Raw genomic sequence first — 23,751 nt, forward strand, 5'->3', positions numbered from 1 at the left:
CAGATTAATATTTACCTGTTAGACCTATGAACGCATCCTCAAGAGACATTTCTCGACGTTCGAGTCCTCTGTAACCGATGCCAAGTTCCGAGATGTGTGACTTCACTTCATCAAAAGGCCGGAAGGTATAGAACTCAAGTTCGTTTTTGATTTTTCCGGGATTTACAAATACAGAGTCTGCCTCAAATCTATCGACAGAAGCATCGGTCTCAAGTGTGTAACGTGAGAAATCACGCAACAGCTCGTCGACCGGCATCTGGGTCAGAATCTTGCCGTAATCAAGGATTATGCAATCGTCAATAAGACGCTCAAGATCCTGAATAATGTGTGACGTCATGAACACTGTTTTCTCCTCTGCTTTAGCAAATTCACGGAGATAGTCGATAAACAGACGGCGATAACCGGGATCAAGGCCGAGCGAAAAGTCGTCAAGCACAAGCAGGTCGGCATTCTGGGCAAGAATCAGCCCCAACGCCACCTGTGAACGCTGACCGCACGACATTGACGAAATTTTCTGTCCGGGCGAAACATGAAGTTTTGCCATAAGTTCATAGTATGCGTCGCGATTCCACTTAGGATAGAATTTCGAATAGAAACGCTCTATCTGAGCGATGGTCATGAAGGCATACTGCACATGGCCTTCAATGAGCAATGCAATGCGTGCCCGTGTTGCCGGAGTGATTTCAGTGATTTTCTCACCAAAAATCCGACACTCGCCCCCCTGAGGCCGCAGATAGCCCATCAGAATGTTGATGGTGGTGGTTTTGCCTGTTCCGTTTTTACCAAGCAGACCAAGTATGCGGCCTTTGGGCACTTCGAAACTCAGGTCGCTGTAAATCACTCGTCCCGTGCCATAGCGTTGGGTCAAGTTTTTTACAGATATTACAGATTCAGAGTCTTGGTTCATTATACTAACTCTTAAAATTAAACGTAATCTATTTTTTGCAACTCTATTTCTTTACTTATACTCTCAGGAATAAGTGGCATGAGTCACCTATATTCATTATGATATTGTAAATCAAAATTTAGCTGAAAGCGTCACTACCGCACAATGGCAGACACCTTCATTGCAATAATCCGTAAAGCCATAGGATGCTGAAAGCGACAATATGAAGCTGCTGACCGGACGTGATATTCCGATCATAGCTCCAAGCGATGTCCTGTCGGCACACAACATCGAATAGTTGGATAAGACACATTGTCCAAGAGCGGTATCCGTTTCGAGATCTGTCAATACCGGTGTTTCGGCCGACGCTTTAGCAAAAGAACCTTCAAGAGAAAAATTCCAAAGCCATATACCAGACGAAACAGCCGACAAATCAGCTTTCAAACCCGGAATCAGGTGACTTACCTGCAAATGACGGTATGGCTCGGAATAGCCTTCGGTTTCGTTCTCGAACGAGAGATTCGGATTCAGAGTGACGTATGTCGTACGGCCGAAAGCAATCTGCAACGGCAACGACAATCCGAAACGAGCATTGTCACAGGAATACGGCGAACGGCTGCCGATTTTATCGTAACTTGCTCCTGCCGATGTCCCAAACAGATTTTCAGTTCCCCTCCGTCGATGAATCATACCTTCAATGGAAGGACGGATAAGCAGTGTACGGGATAAACCGGCTGAATAACCGACGCAGAAATCAATCAGATCGTTGTCTGTGAATCCGAGTGTTAGATTATTGAAATTGCGCAGCTGCTGTTCCATGCGGTAGTGTCCGTATTTAACAGTAGCGCTCAATCCACGCTCGCCTTTAATCGGCAGGAACTGCAACCCTATCGCGTAGCCAAGTGAACTGTAACCGCTATTCTTATTGGTGTTACCCATGAAACGGCGATAATATGTTCCAAGCCCGGTAAGGGTATAAGTGTTGATTTCATTTACAGGACTATAGAAATCAAGGTCGCAATTCTGATTATAGACATTAAGGTCAGCGTCAAGTCCGATAACATGACCCGAATTCACCTCGTAGGATGCTCCAAGAGAAATATCCAGATCGGAGACTACAGTTTTGACACGCGGATCCCGATTGCGATAAGCAATTTCAGCACGATACCCGGCTTCAACACCCGCCGACCATCGTCCAATGTTCTTCGCATATCCGCCCGAAAAGCTGTAGCAGCGTGTACTCAGATTACCACCGGCCTCATCTCCAAGGACGTATGGTGCGATGCGACGATAGTCAATGCAATCAGACCAACGGACATCGCGATAAGAACCTGTCGTGAAGGCAGCATCGCCCCATACGACGCTCGATTGTCCGAGACGAGAGTATGAAGCGGCAGAAAGTCCGAAAAGCAAATGCCCGTCGCCAAGCTGCTCCATTACAGGTTTTTCTTCCTCCGTCCGGTCAGCAGAAAATGAAAGAGTCGACAGCGAGACTGAATCGCGGTAGAACATAGCTGACGGATTCGGTTCGAAATCAGCCAGACGCTTAGATTCGACCGGCAAAGCCAGCCTTTGCAATTCAGGGAGCAAAGATGCCGACTGCGCCATGGCTCCTGTTGAAAGAGTCACGGCCACAGCCAGAATCATATAGCGGTTATGTCGCAGTAGTCCGGACATCAATAGACATTACAGTTTCTTAGTGTCGTTTAATTCGCTGAAACCACATTGAAATCGTTTGCCGAATCGTTGGTATCCATCAGGACTGTGTTACCGGCAGCCGACACACCTGCGACTTTGCGGACAAATTTCTTACCGAAACGAGTCTTGTCAACCTTTGCATCGGCAATGGCAGCATAGCTTGCATCAACCGAAGTGCTCAACGCACCAAGCGTCCAGCCTTCTTTGGGAGAAAGATTTATACCGTCAAGAATCCATTCATACTTGATCAGATAGCATTTTGTTCCGGCCATTTCCTTGCCTGTCGCTGCATTGATATAGGAATACTCTCCATTCTGCTCGGAAAGGAACTTCTCAGCAGTCATACCTTCAGGGAAACGAACAATAGCATACGAACGGTTGCACTGGTTTGACGGAAGCCAGATGGTGTTCGAATAGCTGAACCACTTTTCAAGATTGGGGACTGCGGGTTATCGGTGTCACGTATAGTGCCGGTAGTCACTTCATCATACCACTCGAAATCTGCATCGGTATGATTGAGTGCGCCTGCAACCTGATTGCTCCAGTCGATAGCCTGATCGACAATCTTGATAGATTCACCCGGATTGATGGCCACATCCTTGCCACTTCCGGGAATGACATAGACTGTCTGGACAGTGAAATTTGCATCGCGCTGGTTGGCCGCTGTGAGAATCCGGTCGGTAGAAGCATTGGTTAACTTACTCTCGACAATAGCAATTCCGTCGGCATACTGCACTTCGTCAGTATTATTATAAATCGTGAGATAAGTATCGTAGAGACCGTTTGTACCTGCTGCATTGGGAGAACCTGCAAAGTAAACCTCACCGAAGACGAGTGTATTTTCAGGATTGTAGAAGAACCACTTGAGAGTCGCCGACTGAGATGTCGCACTGATTACCTGCTGTGAGACGACAGCACGCAATGCCTGCTCCACTTCCGCTCCGTTGGCACCGGTATATGTCACGACCATTGTTCCGTCAATGTCATAAGTCCCGGCAGGAAGCACATCGGCAACAGTCATCGGAAGATCAAATGTGGTCACGCGGCCTGTATTCAGCTCAGTATATGTCACAGAGCCGGACTTCATTACATAAGATGAAGGAAGTTCAGAGAGCAGATTCTCGATAATGGTCACAGGATAAGTGACTTCCGGTGTATTGTCGTCGTTGGAACATGAAGTTGTCACTGTCGAAAGTCCGGCTGTCAGCACTGCGCACATCAGCAGATGTTTGACCTGAATTCTGTTGAATGTCATAATTAGATTTTATGTTTGATTATAATATTATATCTTAAGATTTAATTCCATACCGAAATATGGAATAGAGTATCTTCGCATCGTAATTCCATAGCGCTCATAGTCCGGCTCAATAGCTATCAGCCTGTTTACATACAAAGCCAGCCCTATACAGTTATGCCAGAAATTTTTTGTGGCTTTGAAATTCACTGTGGTCGACGATGGAACTGTATACCGTGCAAACGAACCTTCGGTATAGGTCCTTATCAGCTGTTTGAGATAAGGATCTGCCATACTCTCGGCTGTGTAAGGGTGGATATCGCCATTCACATCCATATATTCGACCGGTACACCGTCGCGACGCAGAGTGCGGCGAGATGTGAACCACAGATTCTGTATACCGATTGAAAAATTCAAACCAAGACGTTTTATGTCTGTATCAAAAAGGATATTGGTGTTGAAACTGCGATATTCACTTCCGTCAAGGTCATCGTATAGCCCGACGTACTGCAGCTCGCGGTTATTGACTATGATGGTGGGTTTATACCAGAGAGGCTGACTGTTGCTGTTGGTGTTTTTGAAAAACGCACCTGTGACAGTCACACGGGTATGAATCCGAGGCAGACGGCGCGACTGAACCGTGTACTCCACTCCTTCTTTATATGTACGGCTGCCATTGGTGGTCTTGCTTCTGACCGCAAGATATGTTTCTGACGTGTAAGGCAACTCTTCAATGACAGGAGCACGGTCTGCGCTTTCAGGATCAAAGCCCGAAGCGTCGTAACGGTTATATGTGTATGAATGTACAAAACCACTGCTGCGGAAACCGTCTTTCATATTCTCGCGGAAATAAGTGAGCGACAATCTATTGCCTCTATAGCTTACATCCGCTCTCACCTCCCACTTGAAGTTACGAGCCGGACGCAGGGAATAATTGGTCATATCCTCTATGTAGGTTCTCACATTCATCACCCTGTAGGCTTCGACATTGTGGTAGTAGTTGAGCTGTTCAAAGTCCGAGTAAAGTTTATCAGGATAAAGATAGGCTGCCACCGGCATCTTTGTGTGCCAGCCCGCTCCTCCTGCAATCTCAAAGCTTAAAGGATAAGTCGCCACATAGACAGGAGGAAGATTCCACACACAGTTGAAACGTGGGTCTATATAGGGCTTACCGCTCAGTTCATAACGCTTGTTGAGGTGCAGGAGCTGTGTCTCACGCAAACCGGCTGTAAGGGTCACCGTGTTGCGTCCGGCATAGAGTTTTGTCTCGCTTTCAAGATAGGCGGAGAGAAGATGTATCGCAGGAATATCACTGAAAGCGCGAGGACGGGAATTGTTGCCGGCCACAAGCGGACGTGACAAATCATAGACAGCTCCACGGCCATAGTTCTTGCTCATATTCCATTCGATACCTGCTTTCATGGTTGACGAAAGCTTATTGCCGTCAAACCGAAGACGACCCGCTCCCTTGAGCGACGCTGTAAACGGACGTCCTTCAACCTTGTAATCGGCAAGATAGAGCATAGGCAGATACCCTGTGTAATTACTGCCTTCTGTGAGGGATACAGGCAATGGCATCACACGCGAGGAAGCCACATGTTTCTGCTGCGTCAGTTCCTCGTGTGAATAGCTTAATCCAGAAACAAGGCTCAGTTCCTGAAGAGGTGATGGATTTGCAGGCGAATAGACCAGACAGTTATCCCAACGGAAAGCATGCTTATCGTTCTGATAGAAATCAATTGTATTGTTGACGGCAAGGTCGGGATCATTGTCATCTTTCTCGAAAGTGGCGCTATAACTGAGATTCGAATTCCAACTGATGCGCGCCGATGTGTTGTCCCACCGCTTTACACTCCTGATCGAGCCGGTGACACGTTTAAAGTTTTCGCGATTGTTGCGCGGATCAATCTTTGAATCAAGATAATCGACACCTGTATTGATTACCCAAGACCTGTCGCCACCCACATCAAAACCTTTTCCGGCATAGAACAGCTGGCTTTGCGTATCGGCCTTGAAGCGGGCTTCAAAACGGCTGACTCCGCTTTTGCGCTTGATATTAACCAATCCCGAGGTAAGTTCGCCATATTCAACAGAAGGAATACCTCGCACGACCTCCACACTCTCGACATCATCAGTCGAAATCGACCGCATATCGACACCTTTACCTGATGAAATCCGGTCAGTACGGTTAGCGTCAGGAGTTGTCTGCATGTCGGCATCGGTGTTAAGACGTATTCCGTCAACAACGAAAGCCGTGCCAAGAGCCGAGGTCATATAGTCGGTCCCGGTCGAACTGATTCCATTAGCCTCACGCAGAGCTATAGTATTGACAGCCCCCATTTCAGGGTCTTTGGTGACACCTCCGGGAATCAACGACATGAGATCGGAAAAGCTCGACGGCTGCAGGTGGCGCATCGCAGTGGTGTCGATCAGTGAAGCAGATGTTGCATTACGGGCCTCGCGTGCAGTCACAACCACCTCAGCCAATGATTCCGCAGGTTCAAGGCGTATGGTCAGAGCCATGTCGCCTCTGACATCAACTGTACGCCTGACCGGCTTATAACCAACCATAGACACATCGACCAACCAAGAGGAAGGTAAGAGTGTTATGGCAAACACCCCGTCGGCATCCGTATATCCCCCCTTGATTTCGCCCCGCTCATTTTCACGCAGGCTTACGGCGACAAATTCGACAGGCGAGGAAGATTCTGCATCGACGACTTTTATTCTAAGTCCATTGCCATTAACCGATGCGAAAGCAGCTGTCGCACTTAATGCGACAGATACCAATACAAGAAACAGCGTAATTATCGGTGTAGTGTCAAAGGGCTTTTTTGCCATATATTTCGGATGTAATTCGCTCTGATTTTTTCAGCATGCAAAATTACTGTCTCCAAACTAAAGACAAAATACCCAATTTTGATGATAAAACCGACAAGCAGAACCTACCTCCTACCTACTTGCAGTTATTCAGCCTTGGACAACGCCCAGATATGAGGCTACAGCATCGGCCGCACGGTCACCGTCGATGGCAGCCGAGACTATTCCTCCGGCATAACCTGCACCCTCTCCACATGGATAAAGCCCCCTGAGACTCACATGTGAAAGTGTTTCCGCATCACGCGGAATACGCAACGGCGACGAAGTTCGGGTCTCAGCTCCGATAAGTACGGCATCATTTGTCAGAAATCCACGGTTCTTACGGTCAAAGTCACGGAATCCCTGCTGAAGTCTGCGGGCTATCCCTTTAGGAAGCAGACGGTCGATGCGTGCGGAATGGATTCCGGGTGCATAGGATGTCGCCGGAAGATCCGATGACTGACGCGAGGTCACAAAATCGGCCATCCGCTGTGCCGGAGCATTCTGTGTACGGCCGGCCTCTTCCCAGAATGCCTTTTCAATCATCTCCTGATAGCGCATCATCTTTAAGGTAGCATCGTCACCATCGGGCACATCTTCAGGCAAAATCTCGACAACCATGCCGGAATTTGCCCAGCGAGTTCCTCGGTTTGAAGGCGACATGCCGTTGACAACCAGCTGCCCTTCTTCACTCGCGGCAGGAATTATGAATCCACCGGGGCACATGCAGAACGAGTAGACCGCACGGTCATCCACACGGGTCAGCATCGTATATTCCGCAGCCGGAAGATATTTGCCTCTTCCATCCTTCGAATGATAACGCAGACAGTCAATTAGCTTCTGCGGATGTTCGAGACGCACTCCGATTGCAAGTCCTTTGGGCTCCATAGTCACATCGCGGTTGCGGAGCATCCGGTAGACATCGCGTGCCGAATGGCCTGTAGCCAGAATGACAGGACCTCTGAATTCAGAACCGTCGGCCGTCACGACACCCTTCACCTCATCGCTGTCAATCAGCAAATCGGTCACCCGAGTATTGAAGCGTACCTCTCCGCCACATTCAATGATGGTATTACGCATCGCTTTAATGACTTCTGGAAGTTTATCAGTCCCGATGTGGGGATGGGCATCAACCAATATATCCTCCGAAGCTCCATGCTGTGCGAAGATATGAAGTATCTTTTCGACAGACCCTCGTTTTTTTGAACGGGTATAAAGCTTTCCGTCAGAATATGCTCCTGCACCACCCTCGCCGAAACAATAGTTTGAATCAGCATCGACAACGCCTTCGCGTGCAATAGCCGCCATGTCCTTACGGCGCGAATCGACATCCTTGCCACGTTCAAGCACCACCGGCTTTATGCCAAGCTCAATCAGACGGAGAGCAGCAAAAAGCCCTGCGGGTCCTGCCCCGACTATCACAACACTCTTGTCGGCAGAAAGTCTGCGATAGTCCACTGGTTTGATGAGAGAAGCGTTGTCGGGAATCTCGTCAATATAGACTTTCAATGTCAGATTGACCATCACCTGACGCTGGCGGGCATCAATCGAACGCCTCACGACAGTGACATGCCTGATGGAATTGGCATCAACGCCGAGACGGCCTGACAGCTCGACTTTCAGCAACATCGGTTCTCCCGCAACTTTCGGGGTTACTCTCACTTCTATTGTTTCCTGCATTTTGATTAGGCTAAAATTATTAATATTCAAGGTCAGTCGCGGCTACTTGTTTCCTGTCTGTTCAGTCACAGCTCCGGCTGAAGCACCAAGCACCCCTGCATTCTCTTCCATGCGACGCATAGTGTGTCGCATCCACCACCAGAGAGTGACTATAGCGACAACAAAAGCGATAATATCTGATCCGGCCATAGATGCCCATACCCCCGGCACACCCCAGAAACGAGGGAATATTATAAGGAAGGGTATAAGGAACAACAGCTGGCGCGTCAGCGACAGGAAGATTGACATATGCGGTTTACCGACACTCTGGAAAAAATTCTGAATCACAATCTGACATCCGACAACCGGATATACCACGAAATATATCCTGAATCCTTCGCGTGCTATACGGATAAGGGTCTCATCGGTGGTGAACAGAGCCGACACCTTGTCGGGGAATCCTTCGCTCACAATCCATCCGAGCGACGTTATGGCAACGCCTATCCAGATGCCGAGACGAAGAACCCTTTTCACCCTGTCAAAATGATTCGCACCTATATTATATCCGAGGATAGGCTGCATTCCCTGTGTGACACCAAAGACAATCATCACGAAAAACATTGTGGTACGGTTAAGAATACCGTAGGCACCCACTGCAAGATTTCCGTCCGCACCGCCATAGTCAAGCAGCGCACGGTTGATGAAGATAACGACCACACACGCGCACACATTCATCAGGAAGGGCGACAGACCAATCGCGTAGATACGCTTTACGATTGTCCATGACAGCCATGTATTGCCACGTTGAAAATGGATGGAACTTTTCTTGGACAGAAAATGTGACATCACCCATACAAAAGCTGAGAATTGACCGCACACAGTGGCACAAGCCGCGCCCCTGATGCCCCAGTCAAGAACAAAAATAAACAGCGGTGCAAGCAGAAGATTGACCGCCACTGAAATCAGAGCCGAGGTCATTGCCTTGCGCGGATAACCCGTGGCTCGCATAAGATTGTTCAATCCGATAAATACAAAACCGATAGGTGTGCCGTAGAGAATCACCTCCATAAATTCCATCGCATAACCGACCGTGTCAGCCGTAGCACCGAAAAACAGCAATATCGGCTCAAGAAATATCAGCGTCAATCCACCGAACACAATCGAATGGATGAGACACAGAGTGAAAACATTGTTGACCACGTCTGTGGCTCGGTTATAATTCTTCTGCCCTAAAAAAATCGAGACTATAGTAGCGCCACCGGCTGCAATTAGCATACAGAAGGCTGCGACGAGGTTCATCAGCGGGAAAGTGATGGCCAGACCGGCAATAGCCATAGGTCCGACACCACGCCCTATGAATATACTGTCTATGATATTGTAGAGCGAAGTCGCAACACTTGCGATGATTGCCGGTACGGAATACTGGACGAGAAGTTTGCCGACGGACTTGACTCCGAGATCTTCTGTCGAGGTGCTTGCATTTACTGCCATCTGATTTTCCCTTTTTTGACTAACCTACGATGAAACGCGACGCAAAATTACACTGTTTGCGCTATAGGCTTATGATATTAAAAACTATTTAACTATATTATTGTTAATTACTGTCGGCCTTCCTCAGAAAGCTTACGTTCAAGAAAGAACCGACGTGTCATAAAAACAAGCAGAAGCGTCCCGGCAATCTGCGAGATTGAAGCCGACCAGAATGAAGCGGAAAAATCTATGTATTCGGCCAGCACTCCTCCTGCCAATATCCCCAGTCCCATACCGCAGTCCCATGAAGTGAGAATCGACGAATTGGCCGTCCCTCTCTGGTCACGCCTTGCAACGGAAATAAACATATTGAGAAACGCCGGATACATACGGCCATTGCCAAGTCCGATGAGAACGGCCGAACAATAGTAGGCCCATTGCCCCGGAGAGAGAGAAAACAATGTGAACCCGACGCAGCTTATCAATGCTCCCTGCAGCGCATTTTCCGTCAGCTTACCCTCTCGAAGAGACTTTGCCCCATAGAGACGGGAGATAAACAGACCTGTCGACAAAAGGGCGAAAAAGAGACCGGTCCCGTCAGTAATACCAAGTTCCTCCTTGCCATAAATAGCCACGTAATTACTCATGACACCCCAACAGAAGCCGAATAGCAATATGTTTATAGCCATAAGCCATGCCCGTCCAAGGAAAAAATGGTCAAGACTGAACTTCGGTTTATTTTCGACTATTGGTCGCGGAGGCTGTTTTATGGAACACGCCATGCAGAATCCGACAAAAGCCACAATGAGTGAAATCCAGAACAGCAATTGAAAATTACCGGTGACAGAGTAGACATAGATGCCGGCCGATGGAGCGATGGCCATAGCCAGATTGTTACTTAGACCGTAGAATCCGACACCCTCATTCCGTCGCGAAGAAGGCAGGACATCTATCGCAACAGTACTGTTGGCTACCGTCGTCGCTCCGAACGGCAATCCATGAAGGGTGCGGACTATAGCAAACATCAGGATTGTACCTGCCCCTATATATCCGGTGAAACATATGAAAAAAGTAAAAAAGCACAACATCAGAACCTTCTTGCGGTTAAAACTATCCACAATAAATCCGCTGAACGGACGTACAATCAACGCCGCGACGACATAGCCTGAAAGTACGAGCCCGATAAGATCCTTGTCGGCATGAAACTGTGCGTCAAGATAGATAGGAAGCAACGGAGTCAGGAGATAGAACGAAAAGAACATCATGAAGTTTCCTGCCATTGCCTTGCAGTAATTTGAATTCCACAGCTTTTCCTTTACGGAACCTGATGCAGCCTCACATCCTGCCGTATGCTTTGATTCACTCATATTTTCAATCTTTATTACCTCTATATACCTGAAACCCGGTGACGTTTTAAACAATCAGCGACACGCATCCTATGCGAATATAAACGACACCGCCATGAAAACGGCTGCAAAGTTAGCAAGTTTTTTGTCAACAGAACAATAATACCTGTTAATTGATGGCTACGACAACTTTTATGGCCCGTTTCATGTTATGCTTTAAAGAATGCGACATGACATTCAGAAAATGCCAGTCTCTACAAAACCGATGACCAATATATGCACATCTATAATGTATAATAAATTGTTGTTTTAATTAAATATACAAGCAAACATGAAATTTTTAACTGATGAGAAGCTGACCATCGTCGGCGCAGCCGGCATGATCGGATCAAACATGGCACAGACAGCAGTGATGATGCACCTTACTCCCAACATCTGCCTCTACGATCCCTACGGACCTGCACTTGAGGGAGTAGCCGAAGAACTCTTCCATTGTGGCTTCGAGGGTGTCAATATCACCTATACAACTGATATCAAGGAGGCTCTTAGCGGTGCGAAATACGTCGTATCGTCTGGTGGCGCAGCCCGTAAGGCAGGAATGACACGTGAAGACCTCCTTAAAGGAAACGCCCAGATTGCAGCCCAGTTCGGCAAGGATGTCAAGCAATATTGCCCCGATGTAAAACATATCGTCGTTGTGTTCAATCCGGCTGATATCACCGGTCTTATCACCCTCCTTTATTCCGGAGTAGAACCGTCAAAGGTAAGCACGCTTGCCGCACTCGACAGCACGCGCCTCAGAAGCGAACTCTCGAAATATTTCAAGATTCCAGCCGACGAAATCACCAACAGCCGTACTTATGGCGGCCACGGCGAACAGATGGCTGTATTCGCTTCAACTACCTTGGTGGACGGCAAGCCCCTCGTAGATATAATCGGCACGCCCAAACTTCCGTTGGAAGACTGGATTGCAATAAAAGAACGTGTCGTACAAGGTGGAAAGAACATCATTGAACTTCGCGGACGTTCGTCATTCCAGAGCCCGGCTTACCTGTCAATCGAAATGATCGCAGCTGCAATGGGTGGTGCTCCTTTCCGCTGGCCGGCCGGTACGTATGTCAACAACGACCGTTTCAAACATATCATGATGGCCATGGAAACCGTCATCAGCAAAAACGGCGTGGAATGCAAACCGATTGCAGGAACTCCAGAAGAAGAAAAAGAGCTTGAAAAGAGCTATCAGCACCTTTGCAAGCTTCGCGATGAAGTGATTGAGATGGGAGTAATGCCTCCTATCGCCGACTGGCACAAACTCAATCCTTATATGGAACGTAAGACCTGTTGAGAACTTGCCCCGATATAAAATCGGGGCAAAAAAAATTACTCGTCATCCCGACGAATAACTTTTTTACCTTAAATCTAATACCATGAAAAACTTGTCACAAAGGTATAACCTTTAGTCGTAGCCGCCAAATAAAACGGCATAAAAATTCACTATTTTAACAAGATTTAACCAAGTATTTCTTTTTTCACCATTTTTCTCCCTCTTCGGGAGGTGATTGTTGTGGATTAAGAAATAATTGGTTAAATTTGCATTTGCATAAGCCTTGACTTATGCCCTCACAGCATTAACAATCAATGTATGGGACAAATGATAGCCATCGTGGGACGCCCTAATGTAGGCAAATCCACACTCTTCAACAGACTCACCCAATCACGCACGGCCATCACAAACGATGAAGCCGGCACAACCCGTGACCGCCAGTATGGAAAAGTCGACTGGAACGGGAAGGAGTTTTCAATCGTGGACACGGGCGGCTGGGTAGTAAACAGTGAAGACATTTTCGAAAATGAAATCAACAAGCAGGTCTATCTCGCAATCGAGCAGGCCGACGAGATACTTTTTGTAGTAGACGCAGCCAACGGTGTCACTGACCTTGACGATAAGGTGGCACAGATTTTGCGCCGATCAACCAAACCTGTCATCCTCGTTGCAAACAAAGTCGATACAGGTGACTCGCTCTACAACATAGCCGAATTCTACAGTCTGGGTCTCGGTGATCCGATGGGTGTTTCAGCTGTCAGCGGTTACGGCACAGGAGACCTTCTTGACGAAGTAGTGAAAAAAATGCCGGAGAAGGATGATGACGAGTCAGAGCAACTCGACGATATTCCCAAAATTGCAATCGTCGGCCGCCCGAACGCAGGCAAATCATCAATCATCAATGCCTTCATTGACGAAGAGCGCCACATCGTCACCGACATAGCAGGAACGACACGCGACTCAATCTATACACGATATAACAAATTCGGTTTCGATTTCTATCTTGTCGACACTGCCGGCATACGCAAAAAGACAAAAGTCACCGAAGACATCGAATACTACTCGGTAATCCGTTCAATACGTGCGATTGAAGCATCTGACGTCTGCATCCTTATGATTGATGCAACACGTGGCATTGAAGCTCAGGACGTTGCAATTTTCTCGCTTATCCAGCGCAACAAAAAGGGACTTGTCGTAGTGGTCAATAAATGGGATCTTGTTCAGGACAAATCAAAGGAAGCCATCAAGCATTACGAGGACTCGATACGTTCACGCTTCGCCCCGTTTGTCGACTTCCCGATTATTTTTGCCTCGGCTCTCACAAAGCAACGCATATTCAAGGTGCTTGAAACCGCCCTTCAGGTGTGCGAGAACCGTCGACGCATAGTCCCGACCTCCCAGCTAAACACCGTCATGCTTGAAGCGATTTCGGCTTATCCGCCACCGGCAAACAAGGGTAAGTTCATCAAAATCAAGTATGTCACAATGCTCAAGGGTTCTCCGATTCCGACATTCATATTTTTCTGTAATCTCCCACAGTGGGTCAAAGAGCCATACCGGCGCTATCTTGAAAACAAGATCAGAGAGAATTGGGATTTCCACGGAACGCCAATCAACGTATTCATGCGCGAAAAATAATCGCACTTTCACGGCCATTACAGATGCTCTTGCAAGTGCATCCTGATTACTATTTATGAAAATTCTCTCTAATACCATAATAATAATATTATTGGTCACATGCCTCTGCGACTCCGCCTTCGGGCGAAGCGTAGAGCCATGGAATTTTGGATGGAAATTCAAATCAGGAAATACCCCTGCAGCAGAAGCAGTGTCGACCGATGACAGTTCATGGGCCGATATCAATCTTCCGCATGACTTTCAGATTTCACAAGAATGGGTAGAACCGTCGCCGGACGAACGTCCCGACATGACAAACCAGATGGCAAACGTAAAAAGCCGTCTTAGTCCCCGTGGATTCAAGGAAATGGGCATCGGATGGTATCGCAAGTCATTCGTACCCGATTCTGCGTGGATCGGGAAAAGAGTATTGCTCGATTTTGAAGGGATAATGCTTACCGGCGATGTCTATCTCAACGGGACCAGAGTCGGCGGCACCAACTATGGCTATCTCGGAACAGAAATCGACCTGAGCGCAGGCCTGAAATACGGACAAAAGAATACCGTAGCCGTCAAAGCTGATACCGGCAAGCCCGAAAATTCGCGCTGGTATACCGGCGGAGGGCTCTACCGCGACGTGAATCTCATAGTCACGGACAAAAACCACTATTTCACCCGCAATCCGCTAAGGATTACTACACCTGTGATCAGCGACACACTGTCGACTGTAAAAATCGAAGCTGAAATAGCATCACGTCACCGCCCTGACAGTCTCACGGTAAAAATTGAAATAGAATCACCCGACGGAATCACTGTATATGACTCAACAAAAAAACTGCGCAACTACCGCAGCCAGCGCATACGTGAATTCCTGATTGACAGTATAGCCGTCACATCACCGCAACTCTGGGACACCGGGCATCCGGATCTCTACACTCTTCATCTTTCGCTCATAAATAAAGACGGTTCTGTTGCCGACACCTACAGCGAACATTTCGGTATACGCAGTGTGGAATTCTCTCCTGAGTTTGGAATGAAGCTCAACGGACGCAAAGTGCTGCTAAAAGGCATCGCCAACCATCACACACTCGGCGCACTCGGCGCAGCTGCCTACCCGCGCGCTATGGAAAAACGTATACAGCTGCTGAAAGAGTTCGGCTTCAACCACATCCGCACATCCCACAATCCATACAGCAAATCATTCCTTGACCTCTGCGACCGCTACGGCATACTTGTGGTCGACGAACTGTATGACAAATGGAAACGCCAGTATTCAGGCGACCGCAAAGACTGGAGCGAACAATGGCAGCACGATGTGGAGGAATGGGTCAGACGCGACCGCAGCCACCCATCGGTCGTCATGTGGAGTCTCGGCAACGAACTGCAGATGATCAGCGACCTTCCGTTCAACGACTGGGGTGTCACACCATACCGTCTGCAAAAAATGCTGCTTGACCGTCTGGACGGCACACGACTGTCGACAGTCGCCATGCACCCGCGCGGACGAAACCACTTTACCGACAGCCTTCCCGCACCTCTCGCACTCGTCACCGACATCGCATCCTATAATTACAGGTATATGTATTTTCCCGGCGATTCGCGTCGATTTCCCGGAATGATATTCTATCAGAGCGAGGCCAACACATCGGGCATGGGGCCAAATTACTTCGACATGGACCTTAACCGCGTGGTCGGGCTGGCATACTGGGGCATGATCGACTATCTCGGCGAATCACAGGGATGGCCGTCCAAGGGATGGTTGCAAGGTGTGTTCGACATATCACTCGAACCAAAACCGATGGCCTATTTCCTGCGCAGTTTCTTCAAACCTGACGAGCCGGTGGTGCGCATAGCAATAGCCGATGCCGACGACAACTCCGAATGGAACGGAGTTACAGTCGGGACAACCAAATTTTCATCACACTGGAATCGTAAACCCGGTGAAAGCCTTAATCTCTGCACTTTCACCAATGCCGACGAGGTTGAACTGCGGATAAACGGCAAAAGCATCGGCAGAAAGCCAAACAATGTCAGCGACTCCAAGACACGAAACCGCATCCTGTGGGAAAACATACCCTATACCAAAGGCTATATCGAGGCGATAGCATACCGCAATGGAGAAAAGACTCCTGTCGCACAGCATAGACTCGACACCACCGGAAAAGCGACAAAACTAAAAATAGAAGGCGATAATCCGAAGTGGAAAGCAGACGGAACGGATCTCATCCATGTCAGAATCAGTGCCCGCGATTCAAAAGACCGCCAAGTTCCCGACGACTCCACTCCGCTGAAATTCCATGTTGACGGACCAGCAGAGATCGCAGGTGTAATCAACGGTGACATAACATCCGAAGAACTGACCACAGGTAACTCCCGACGGCTGTTTAACGGAACTGCGACAGTGATACTCCGTTCTAAGCGAGAGGCCGGAGATGTAAAACTCACCGTTACCCCCAAGGAGCCATGAAGCCGGTGACCGCCACATTCAGCACCTACTGATTATCCACAACCAAGAACATTCATAACAAAACAAAAGACATACTATCCCATGAAAGCAGACGAAAAAAACTATTATATCGCTGTCGACCTTGGTGCGACAAGCGGTCGAGTCATCCTCGCGTCATTCGACGGCGAAAAAGTGGAGACTGAAGAAATCCACCGATTCAAGCATCCGATGCTCCCCATCGGCGGCCATATCTTCTGGAATCTACCGGGTCTATACAACGAAGTGCTCACCGGTCTGCGCAACGCATCTGTCAAACTCGGAGAAATCGGTGCGGAAGCACGTTCGATCGGTATCGACACTTGGGGATGCGACGTGGCCTATTTCCACGCCGACGGGACTATCGCAGGTCTCCCCTACTGCTACCGTGATCCACACACAACCGGTGCGGTCGACAAATTCTGCGAGGAGATGCCCCGCGAGAAAGTCTATGAAAAGACCGGCATCCAGTTCATGGACTTCAACACATTGTTCCAGCTCCATACCCTCAGCAAAAAGAACGGCAACGCTCTTAAAATCGCCGATAAAATCCTCTTCATGCCAGATGCTCTCAGCTATATGCTCACAGGCAACGCCGTGACTGAACGTACCGTAGCATCGACATCTCAGATTCTCAACCCGACCACAGGTGAACTTGACGCGGAACTGCTCGAAAAAGCAGGTCTGACTCCCGACCGTTTCGGAAAACTTGTAAATCCGGGATATGTAATCGGCACACTCACTCCCGGCGTTCAGCAAGCCACAGGTCTCGGCGCTGTCCCTGTCGTAGCCGTAGCCGGCCACGATACAGCTTCGGCTGTAATCGGTGTTCCGGCAAAAGATGAAAAATTCGCATATCTGAGCTGTGGCACATGGTCACTGCTCGGCGTCGAATCACCCAAGCCCATTATCAACGACAAAGCCTTTGGCTATAACTTCACGAATGAAGGCGGAATCGACGGCTCAATCCGGTTCCTGAAAAATATCTGCGGACTATGGCTTCTTGAACGCTCTCGCACTGAACTCAAAGACGCACCCGAAAACATCGCTGACCTCTGTGCACTCTATACCACAACCGACATCGAAAGCACCATCAATCCTGACGATCCGGCATTTGCAAATCCGAAATCAATGACAGAGACCATCAAGGAATATTGCAAGCGCACGGGACAGCAAGTACCTGAAACGGCAGCTGAATTCATGCGTGTGATTTTCCGCAGTCTCGCTCTTCGCTACAAGGAAGTACTCGGTTGGCTGCGCGAACTTTCGCCCAATGAAATCAACACGCTGCATGTCATCGGAGGAGGCTGCCAGAATGCCCACCTCATGCAGCTCACGGCCGATGCAATCGGCCTCCCTGTCGTAGCCGGGCCGTCAGAATCCACAGCCCTCGGCAATGTACTCGTACAACTCCGCGCCGACAACCGAGTTAAAGATATCGCAGATATGCGCCGCGTAGCTGTCAACTCGACTGAGACCAAAACGTATCTGCCCAAATGACAGAGAAGACAATATCTCATGACCAATCCATATCTCAAACAGAACAGATAAACAAATTTATTAATACCACAAACCAAAATTTACCTTACATCATGAAAGAAGAATCAGTAAAAAAGGCTTATGAAATCGCCAAAGAACGCTATGCAGCAGTGGGAATAGATACCGACAAGGTGCTTGACCAGATGCAGGATTTCCACCTCAGCATGCACTGCTGGCAGGCAGACGACGTTGCAGGTTTTGAAAACCAAGGCGGCTCGCTCACCGGCGGAATCCAAGTCAACGGCAACTATCCCGGCAAGGCTCGCAATATCGACGAACTCCGCGCGGATATCCTCTATGCAATGAGCCTCATCCCCGGTAAACACCGTCTCAACCTCCACGAAATCTACGGTGACTTCGGCGACAAGTTTGTTGACCGCGACCAGTGCTCGGTAGAGCATTTCCAGAGCTGGATCGACTGGGGTAAGGCAAACGACATCAAACTTGACTTCAACTCAACCTCATTCTCTCATCCCAAGAGCGGCGATCTCAGCCTCTCGAACCCCGACAAGGGCATCCGTGATTTCTGGATCGAGCACTCAAAGCGCTGCCGCGCCATCGCACAGGCAATGGGTGAGGCACAGCAGGATCCCTGTATCATGAACACATGGGTTCACGACGGCTCGAAAGACATCACAGTGAACCGCTACATGTATCGCGAGCTCCTCAAGGATTCTCTCGACCAGATTTTCGAACACAAGTATGACTGGATGAAGGACTGTGTTGAATCAAAAGTATTCGGCATCGGCCTTGAAAGCTACACTGTAGGTTCTAACGACTTCTATACTTCGTATGCCGCCAAGAACGACATGATGATCACCCTCGATACCGGCCACTTCCACCCGACCGAAAGCGTAGCCGACAAGGTGTCAGCCATGCTGCTTTTCGTTCCCGAACTCATGCTCCACGTATCACGCCCCATCCGCTGGGACTCTGACCACGTGACAATCATGGACGATCCCACTATGGATCTCTTCAGCGAAATCGTACGTGCCGGCGCTCTCAACCGCGTTCACTATGGTCTCGACTATTTCGATGGAACTCTCAACCGCATCGGTGCTTACGTAATCGGTAGCCGCGCTGCACAGAAGTGCATGCTTCGCGCACTCCTCGAACCGACCGAAACCCTCCGCAAATATGAGCTTGCCGACAAGAGGTTCCAGCGTCTCGCCCTCCTCGAAGAATGCAAGAACCTCCCGTGGAATGCTGTCTACGATATGTTCTGCCTCAAGAACAATGTGCCCGTCGGTGAAAGCTATATCGCCGAAGTCGAAGGCTACGAACGCGACGTGACATCCAAGCGCTAATAATCAGTCCAAAAGCTTAAGGTTTAAAGTTTAGATGGATGAATCTCACCCATATCTAAACTTTAAACTTTAATCCATAAACTGCAAACCAATCACTATCATGCTATTAATAGGTTTATTAATCATAGCTGTAGGAGCTTTCTGTCAGTCGAGCTGCTATGTCCCCATCAACAAGATAAAGTCTTGGAGCTGGGAAAGCTACTGGATTGTACAGGGAGTATTCGCATGGCTGATTCTTCCGTTTCTCGGCGCACTTCTCGCCGTACCGGCCGGACATTCGCTCTGCGAGCTTTTCACATCTGACCAGTCGTTCAACATCTGGATGACCATACTTTTCGGAGCGTTGTGGGGAGTAGGCGGTCTGACGTTCGGACTTTCAATGCGCTACCTTGGCGTGGCTCTCGGCCAGTCAATCGCCCTCGGAACTTGCGCCGGACTCGGTACAATCATGGGACCGGTGCTGCTCAACATCTTCTTCCCTGAAAATGACCCGCTGTCACAGCTTACATTTGCGGTAATACTTGGAGTTGTCGTAACTCTCATCGGTATTGCAATCATCGGCGTAGCAGGTTCGATGAAAGCATCATCGCTTAGCGAAGAGGAAAAGAAAGCAGCCGTAAAAGATTTCAACTTCCCCAAAGGCATAACCATAGCCCTTCTTGCCGGTTTCATGAGCGGATGTTTCAACGTCGGCCTTGAATTCGGAAGCGGCATCAATTTCGGTGACCTCACACCTGATATCTACAAGACTCTTCCTGCCACATTCCTTGTGACGCTCGGTGGTTTTGTGACAAACGCCATCTATTGCTTCTATCAGAATCATAAAAATCACACATGGAGTGATTATGGCAAAACCGGTGTACTCGCCAACAATATCATTTTCTGTCTGCTCGCCGGCGCACTCTGGTACAGCCAGTTCTTCGGACTTGCACTCGGCAAAGGCTTCCTGACAGACTACCCGACACTCATGACCCTCTCGTTCTGTATACTCATGGCCCTCAATGTCGTGTTCTCGAACGTGTGGGGCATCATCCTCAAAGAATGGAAAGGCTGCTCGTCAAAGACCATCTCGGTTCTCATCATCGGCATCGTGGTTCTCATCGTGTCATGTTTCCTTCCCCAATTAATCGGATAATCCAATCTCACATACACAATCAACTATGTCATCTATCTTAGAAAATCGTCCCGCACTGCGCGAGGAAGTGGAAAAAGTGGCCGAAGTGGCCGGTTATCTCTGGCAAAAAGGCTGGGCTGAACGCAACGGCGGCAACATCACCGTAAACATCACCGAACACATCGACGATGAAATCCGCAACATGCCCGCCATCTCTCCCGTGACACCTATCGGTCTCACCCTCCCCGAACTCAAGGGCTGTTATTTCTATTGCAAAGGCACAAACATGCGCATGCGTGACCTCGCACGCCGTCCGATGGACAATGGCTCGATCATCCGCATCACTGACGACTGTGCACACTACGAAATCATCGCTGACAAGCCTGTTAAGCCCACATCGGAACTTCCGTCACACCTCGCAGTCCACAACTATCTAATCTCCAAGGGCTCTGACTACAAGGCATCGGTTCACACCCATCCGATCGAACTCGTGGCAATGAGCCACTGCAAGAAGTTCCTTGAGAAAGACGTGGCAACCAATCTCCTTTGGAGCATGATTCCTGAGACAAAAGCTTTCTGCCCCCGTGGTCTCGGCATTATCCCCTACAAGCTCCCCAGTTCAAACGAGCTCGCAGAAGCGACAATTAAGGAACTCGGCGACTACGATGTGACCCTCTGGGAGAAGCACGGTGTGTTTGCAGTAGAGAAAGATGTAATGGCGGCTTTCGACCAGATTGACGTACTTAACAAGTCGGCCCTTATCTATATCGCAGCCAAAAACATGGGCTTCGAACCTGACGGCATGAGCAACGAGCAAATGCGCGAAATGACCGTCGCTTTCAATCTTCCCAAGTAATTGTCCGCAGATACTCCTGAAGCTGTCAAATGACAGCAAAAAATAAACGGCCATCGGAAAGAGACTTGCTTTAAATCTCGCCCGATGGCCGTTTTATTAAAAAGGGTCATACATTTGACACTCTTAAACTCACTTGAGCAGTCGCTTGATAGCCTTCACCCACGAAAATGGTATGATTCTCATTGTTCGGTGGCCGGCAGTTGTCACGAGTCGTGACAACTGATAGGAAGCAGACGCAGGGAAAGAATGGAAATGGCAGACTGTAGCCTGAAGTATATCCATTGCCGAGACAGCCGTAGACTCCGGCGAGCATAGCGAGCGTGACACCGGGCCGGTCTTTCGTATGACCGCCACAATAAAATCATCCTTCGTAACCGAACACTCCACCTCAGCGAAGTTTTTCAGAGCCTCAGCGACATCGATGCGCGTGTGACGATTCCAGATTACGAGCTTCCCCGCCTCTTCGGTAATGTTATATTGGTGAAAACCGCGATAAGCCTCGCGGACAGCCTCGTCCCGATGATGATTCAGATAGACAATCCCGCCGGTCTTTGCTACCGTCAGAGCCTGCAGGATACCCGTCATCGGATCTGTGCAATGGTCCGTATATGGATGAAATCGGCCGAATCAGGGGCATAGGATGCGGAAAGCTGCTCAATCATGCCGAATCTGATGCGCGGACGATCTATGCTGAAATCGTCAAGAATACGGTTGTAAAACATAGCCAGCGGGTCGATGTAGTCAATCTTCACCTCCCTACCGTCAAATATATTGCCGAACATATAACTGAGCGCACACCCGACATCGAGAATGAGCGGCTCGTCAGCTTCGGCAGTCAGTGACCTTACAAAGGTCTGTATGTCGAAATTATCAAGACTGCACGGCTTGCCGTAGAGCGACCACTCGAAAAGGCGCTTCCTGCGCTTCCGGCTCGAATAGTAACTGCGCCAGAAAGCCACCTCATAGAGAATACCCTTGAGCCACCGGCGGGTTTGTTCGGTTGAATTCTCCATATCCGCAAATTTACAAACAAATCACGAGATTCCTACACCGCCAGAATAAAAAGTCAGGACCGACGCAATTATATGTAATTAATCTATGATTCAATAGTTCGGTAAAATTTGCATATTCAATTGAATATCAATAAGATGCAACAACAATTCAATATCAATGCAAACTATTGTGTATCAGTGCGATACAGCTATGCCTGCTCAAAAATTACCGAACTATTGTATGATTGATACAGTGGTTTATAAACATTCATGGTGCATTGAGAAAACAGACAGCCGCCGCGAAGGAAAAACCTTCACGGCGGCTGATGATTATTTTGCAAAAAATAGCCGTCAGGCTATGTTAGCGACAACGATTAGCCATACTGGATTGTACCGTCAGAGTTGCGGTAATCGTCAAAGCTCTTTTCGTACTGATCCATAGCACGGAGACTCATACCCATGCTTGAGAAACCGCCGTCATGGAAGAGATTCTGCATTGTCACCTTACGTGTAAGATCGCTAAACATCACGATGCAATAGTCGGCACATTCGTCGGCTGTAGCGTTACCAAGAGGCGACATGCGATTAGCGAAGTCCATGAGCGACGACATTCCCTTGACACCGCTTCCGGCAGTGGTCTGCGTGGGAGACTGAGAGATTGTGTTGATACGCACTGATTTCTCACGTCCGTAGATATATCCGAAGCTACGTGCTATTGATTCAAGGAGTGCCTTAGCATCGGCCATGTCATTGTAGCCGAACATGGTGCGCTGGGCTGCGATATAGCTTAGTGCAACGATGCTGCCGTGGTCGGCGATTGCGTCGAGCTTTTTGGCTGCCTGAATCATCTTGTGGAATGAGATAGCCGAAATGTCAAGTGTCTTGTTGAGCAGATCGTAGTCGATATCATCGTAAAGACGTTTTTTACGGACATTGGGCGACATACCTATCGAGTGGAGCACGAAATCAATCTTACCGCCGAGGATTTCCATTGATTTCTGAAACACCATTTCAAGGTCTTCGACATTAGTGGCATCAGCCGGGATGACTTCAGCACCGAGCTGTTCGCCCAGCTTGCTGACATCACCCATACGTACGGCCACAGGAGTGTTTGACAGAGTGATTGTTGCGCCTTCCTCTACGGCTTTCTCAGCCACTTTCCAGGCAATACTCATGTCATTAAGCGCGCCGAAAATAATACCGCGCTTTCCTTTCAAAAGATTATAAGCCATTTTATAAGGTAATTGGTTCTTATGAATGATTCTCGACCGCAAAGATACGCAGATTTCGCGTGAAAAAGGCTATTAAGAGTCGTTTTTACACTCATTTTGTTGGATTATCGGCCTTTGTGACTTAATTTTGTACTGT

General features: G+C 48.6%; 18 protein-coding genes. 7 read left to right on the top strand and 11 right to left on the bottom strand.

Annotation, left to right across the window (positions count from 1 at the left end; translation table 11 throughout):
* Positions 1-4: 4 nt before the first annotated feature.
* The 8 genes from E7747_RS00825 to E7747_RS00860 all read right to left on the bottom strand — a co-directional run bounded on the left by E7747_RS00825 (position 5) and on the right by E7747_RS00860 (position 11,173).
* Positions 5-907, bottom strand: coding sequence for an ABC transporter ATP-binding protein (locus E7747_RS00825; protein ID WP_136413475.1), 903 nt, complete (start codon positions 905-907; stop codon positions 5-7).
* Positions 908-1,018: 111 nt separating this feature from the next.
* Complete coding sequence (locus E7747_RS00830) at positions 1,019-2,563, bottom strand: DUF6850 family outer membrane beta-barrel protein (protein ID WP_136413477.1); 1,545 nt, start codon at positions 2,561-2,563, stop codon at positions 1,019-1,021.
* A 29-nt stretch (positions 2,564-2,592) separates the two neighbouring features.
* Positions 2,593-2,988, bottom strand: a complete 396-nt coding sequence (locus E7747_RS00835) for a DUF4876 domain-containing protein (RefSeq protein WP_136413479.1) — start codon at positions 2,986-2,988, stop codon at positions 2,593-2,595.
* Entirely contained in the window at positions 2,925-3,839 is a 915-nt protein-coding gene (locus E7747_RS00840) for a hypothetical protein (RefSeq protein ID WP_136413481.1), read from the bottom strand. Before E7747_RS00840 ends, E7747_RS00835 begins: the two co-directional genes overlap by 64 nt.
* A 27-nt stretch (positions 3,840-3,866) precedes the next feature.
* On the bottom strand, positions 3,867-6,659 hold the full coding sequence (locus E7747_RS00845; RefSeq protein ID WP_136413482.1) for a TonB-dependent receptor: 2,793 nt from the start codon (positions 6,657-6,659) through the stop codon (positions 3,867-3,869).
* A gap of 129 nt (positions 6,660-6,788) precedes the next feature.
* Positions 6,789-8,357: an NAD(P)/FAD-dependent oxidoreductase gene (locus E7747_RS00850; protein WP_136413484.1), complete on the bottom strand. Its 1,569-nt coding sequence runs from the start codon at positions 8,355-8,357 to the stop codon at positions 6,789-6,791.
* A gap of 42 nt (positions 8,358-8,399) precedes the next feature.
* On the bottom strand, positions 8,400-9,827 hold the full coding sequence (locus E7747_RS00855) for an MATE family efflux transporter (RefSeq protein WP_136413486.1): 1,428 nt from the start codon (positions 9,825-9,827) through the stop codon (positions 8,400-8,402).
* A 107-nt stretch (positions 9,828-9,934) separates the two neighbouring features.
* The gene (locus E7747_RS00860) at positions 9,935-11,173 is read right to left on the bottom strand and encodes an MFS transporter (RefSeq protein ID WP_136413488.1); all 1,239 of its coding nucleotides are present in this window, start codon (positions 11,171-11,173) and stop codon (positions 9,935-9,937) included.
* Positions 11,174-11,483: 310 nt separating this feature from the next.
* On the opposite strand from E7747_RS00860, the gene E7747_RS00865 reads away from it, so the two are divergent.
* From E7747_RS00865 to rhaD, 7 genes are all read left to right on the top strand, one after another.
* Complete coding sequence (locus E7747_RS00865) at positions 11,484-12,497, top strand: malate dehydrogenase (protein ID WP_123613140.1); 1,014 nt, start codon at positions 11,484-11,486, stop codon at positions 12,495-12,497.
* A gap of 297 nt (positions 12,498-12,794) precedes the next feature.
* Positions 12,795-14,114: a ribosome biogenesis GTPase Der gene (der, locus tag E7747_RS00870; protein ID WP_123613139.1), complete on the top strand. Its 1,320-nt coding sequence runs from the start codon at positions 12,795-12,797 to the stop codon at positions 14,112-14,114.
* Between the two features lie 55 nt (positions 14,115-14,169).
* A complete protein-coding gene (locus E7747_RS00875) occupies positions 14,170-16,560 on the top strand; it encodes a glycoside hydrolase family 2 TIM barrel-domain containing protein (protein ID WP_136413490.1) in 2,391 nt (796 codons plus the stop codon).
* Positions 16,561-16,641: 81 nt separating this feature from the next.
* Positions 16,642-18,075: a rhamnulokinase gene (locus E7747_RS00880; protein WP_136413492.1), complete on the top strand. Its 1,434-nt coding sequence runs from the start codon at positions 16,642-16,644 to the stop codon at positions 18,073-18,075.
* Between the two features lie 89 nt (positions 18,076-18,164).
* Positions 18,165-19,421 (top strand): L-rhamnose isomerase, encoded by a 1,257-nt coding sequence (locus tag E7747_RS00885; protein ID WP_123613349.1) that lies wholly within the window; start codon positions 18,165-18,167, stop codon positions 19,419-19,421.
* Between the two features lie 97 nt (positions 19,422-19,518).
* Complete coding sequence (locus E7747_RS00890) at positions 19,519-20,556, top strand: L-rhamnose/proton symporter RhaT (protein ID WP_123613136.1); 1,038 nt, start codon at positions 19,519-19,521, stop codon at positions 20,554-20,556.
* A gap of 25 nt (positions 20,557-20,581) precedes the next feature.
* The gene (rhaD, locus tag E7747_RS00895) at positions 20,582-21,391 is read left to right on the top strand and encodes a rhamnulose-1-phosphate aldolase (RefSeq protein WP_123613135.1); all 810 of its coding nucleotides are present in this window, start codon (positions 20,582-20,584) and stop codon (positions 21,389-21,391) included.
* Positions 21,392-21,520: 129 nt separating this feature from the next.
* Here rhaD and E7747_RS00900 read toward each other — a convergent pair whose 3' ends face one another.
* The 3 genes from E7747_RS00900 to E7747_RS00910 form a co-directional block, all read right to left on the bottom strand.
* Positions 21,521-21,976, bottom strand: coding sequence for a hypothetical protein (locus E7747_RS00900; RefSeq protein ID WP_136413494.1), 456 nt, complete (start codon positions 21,974-21,976; stop codon positions 21,521-21,523).
* Complete coding sequence (locus tag E7747_RS00905) at positions 21,973-22,404, bottom strand: hypothetical protein (RefSeq protein WP_136413496.1); 432 nt, start codon at positions 22,402-22,404, stop codon at positions 21,973-21,975. Before E7747_RS00905 ends, E7747_RS00900 begins: the two co-directional genes overlap by 4 nt.
* A 353-nt stretch (positions 22,405-22,757) precedes the next feature.
* Complete coding sequence (locus E7747_RS00910) at positions 22,758-23,615, bottom strand: enoyl-ACP reductase FabI (RefSeq protein WP_123613132.1); 858 nt, start codon at positions 23,613-23,615, stop codon at positions 22,758-22,760.
* Positions 23,616-23,751: the final 136 nt, after the last annotated feature.

The organism is Duncaniella dubosii (genome assembly GCF_004803915.1).
In the GTDB taxonomy this organism is placed as follows: domain Bacteria; phylum Bacteroidota; class Bacteroidia; order Bacteroidales; family Muribaculaceae; genus Duncaniella; species Duncaniella dubosii.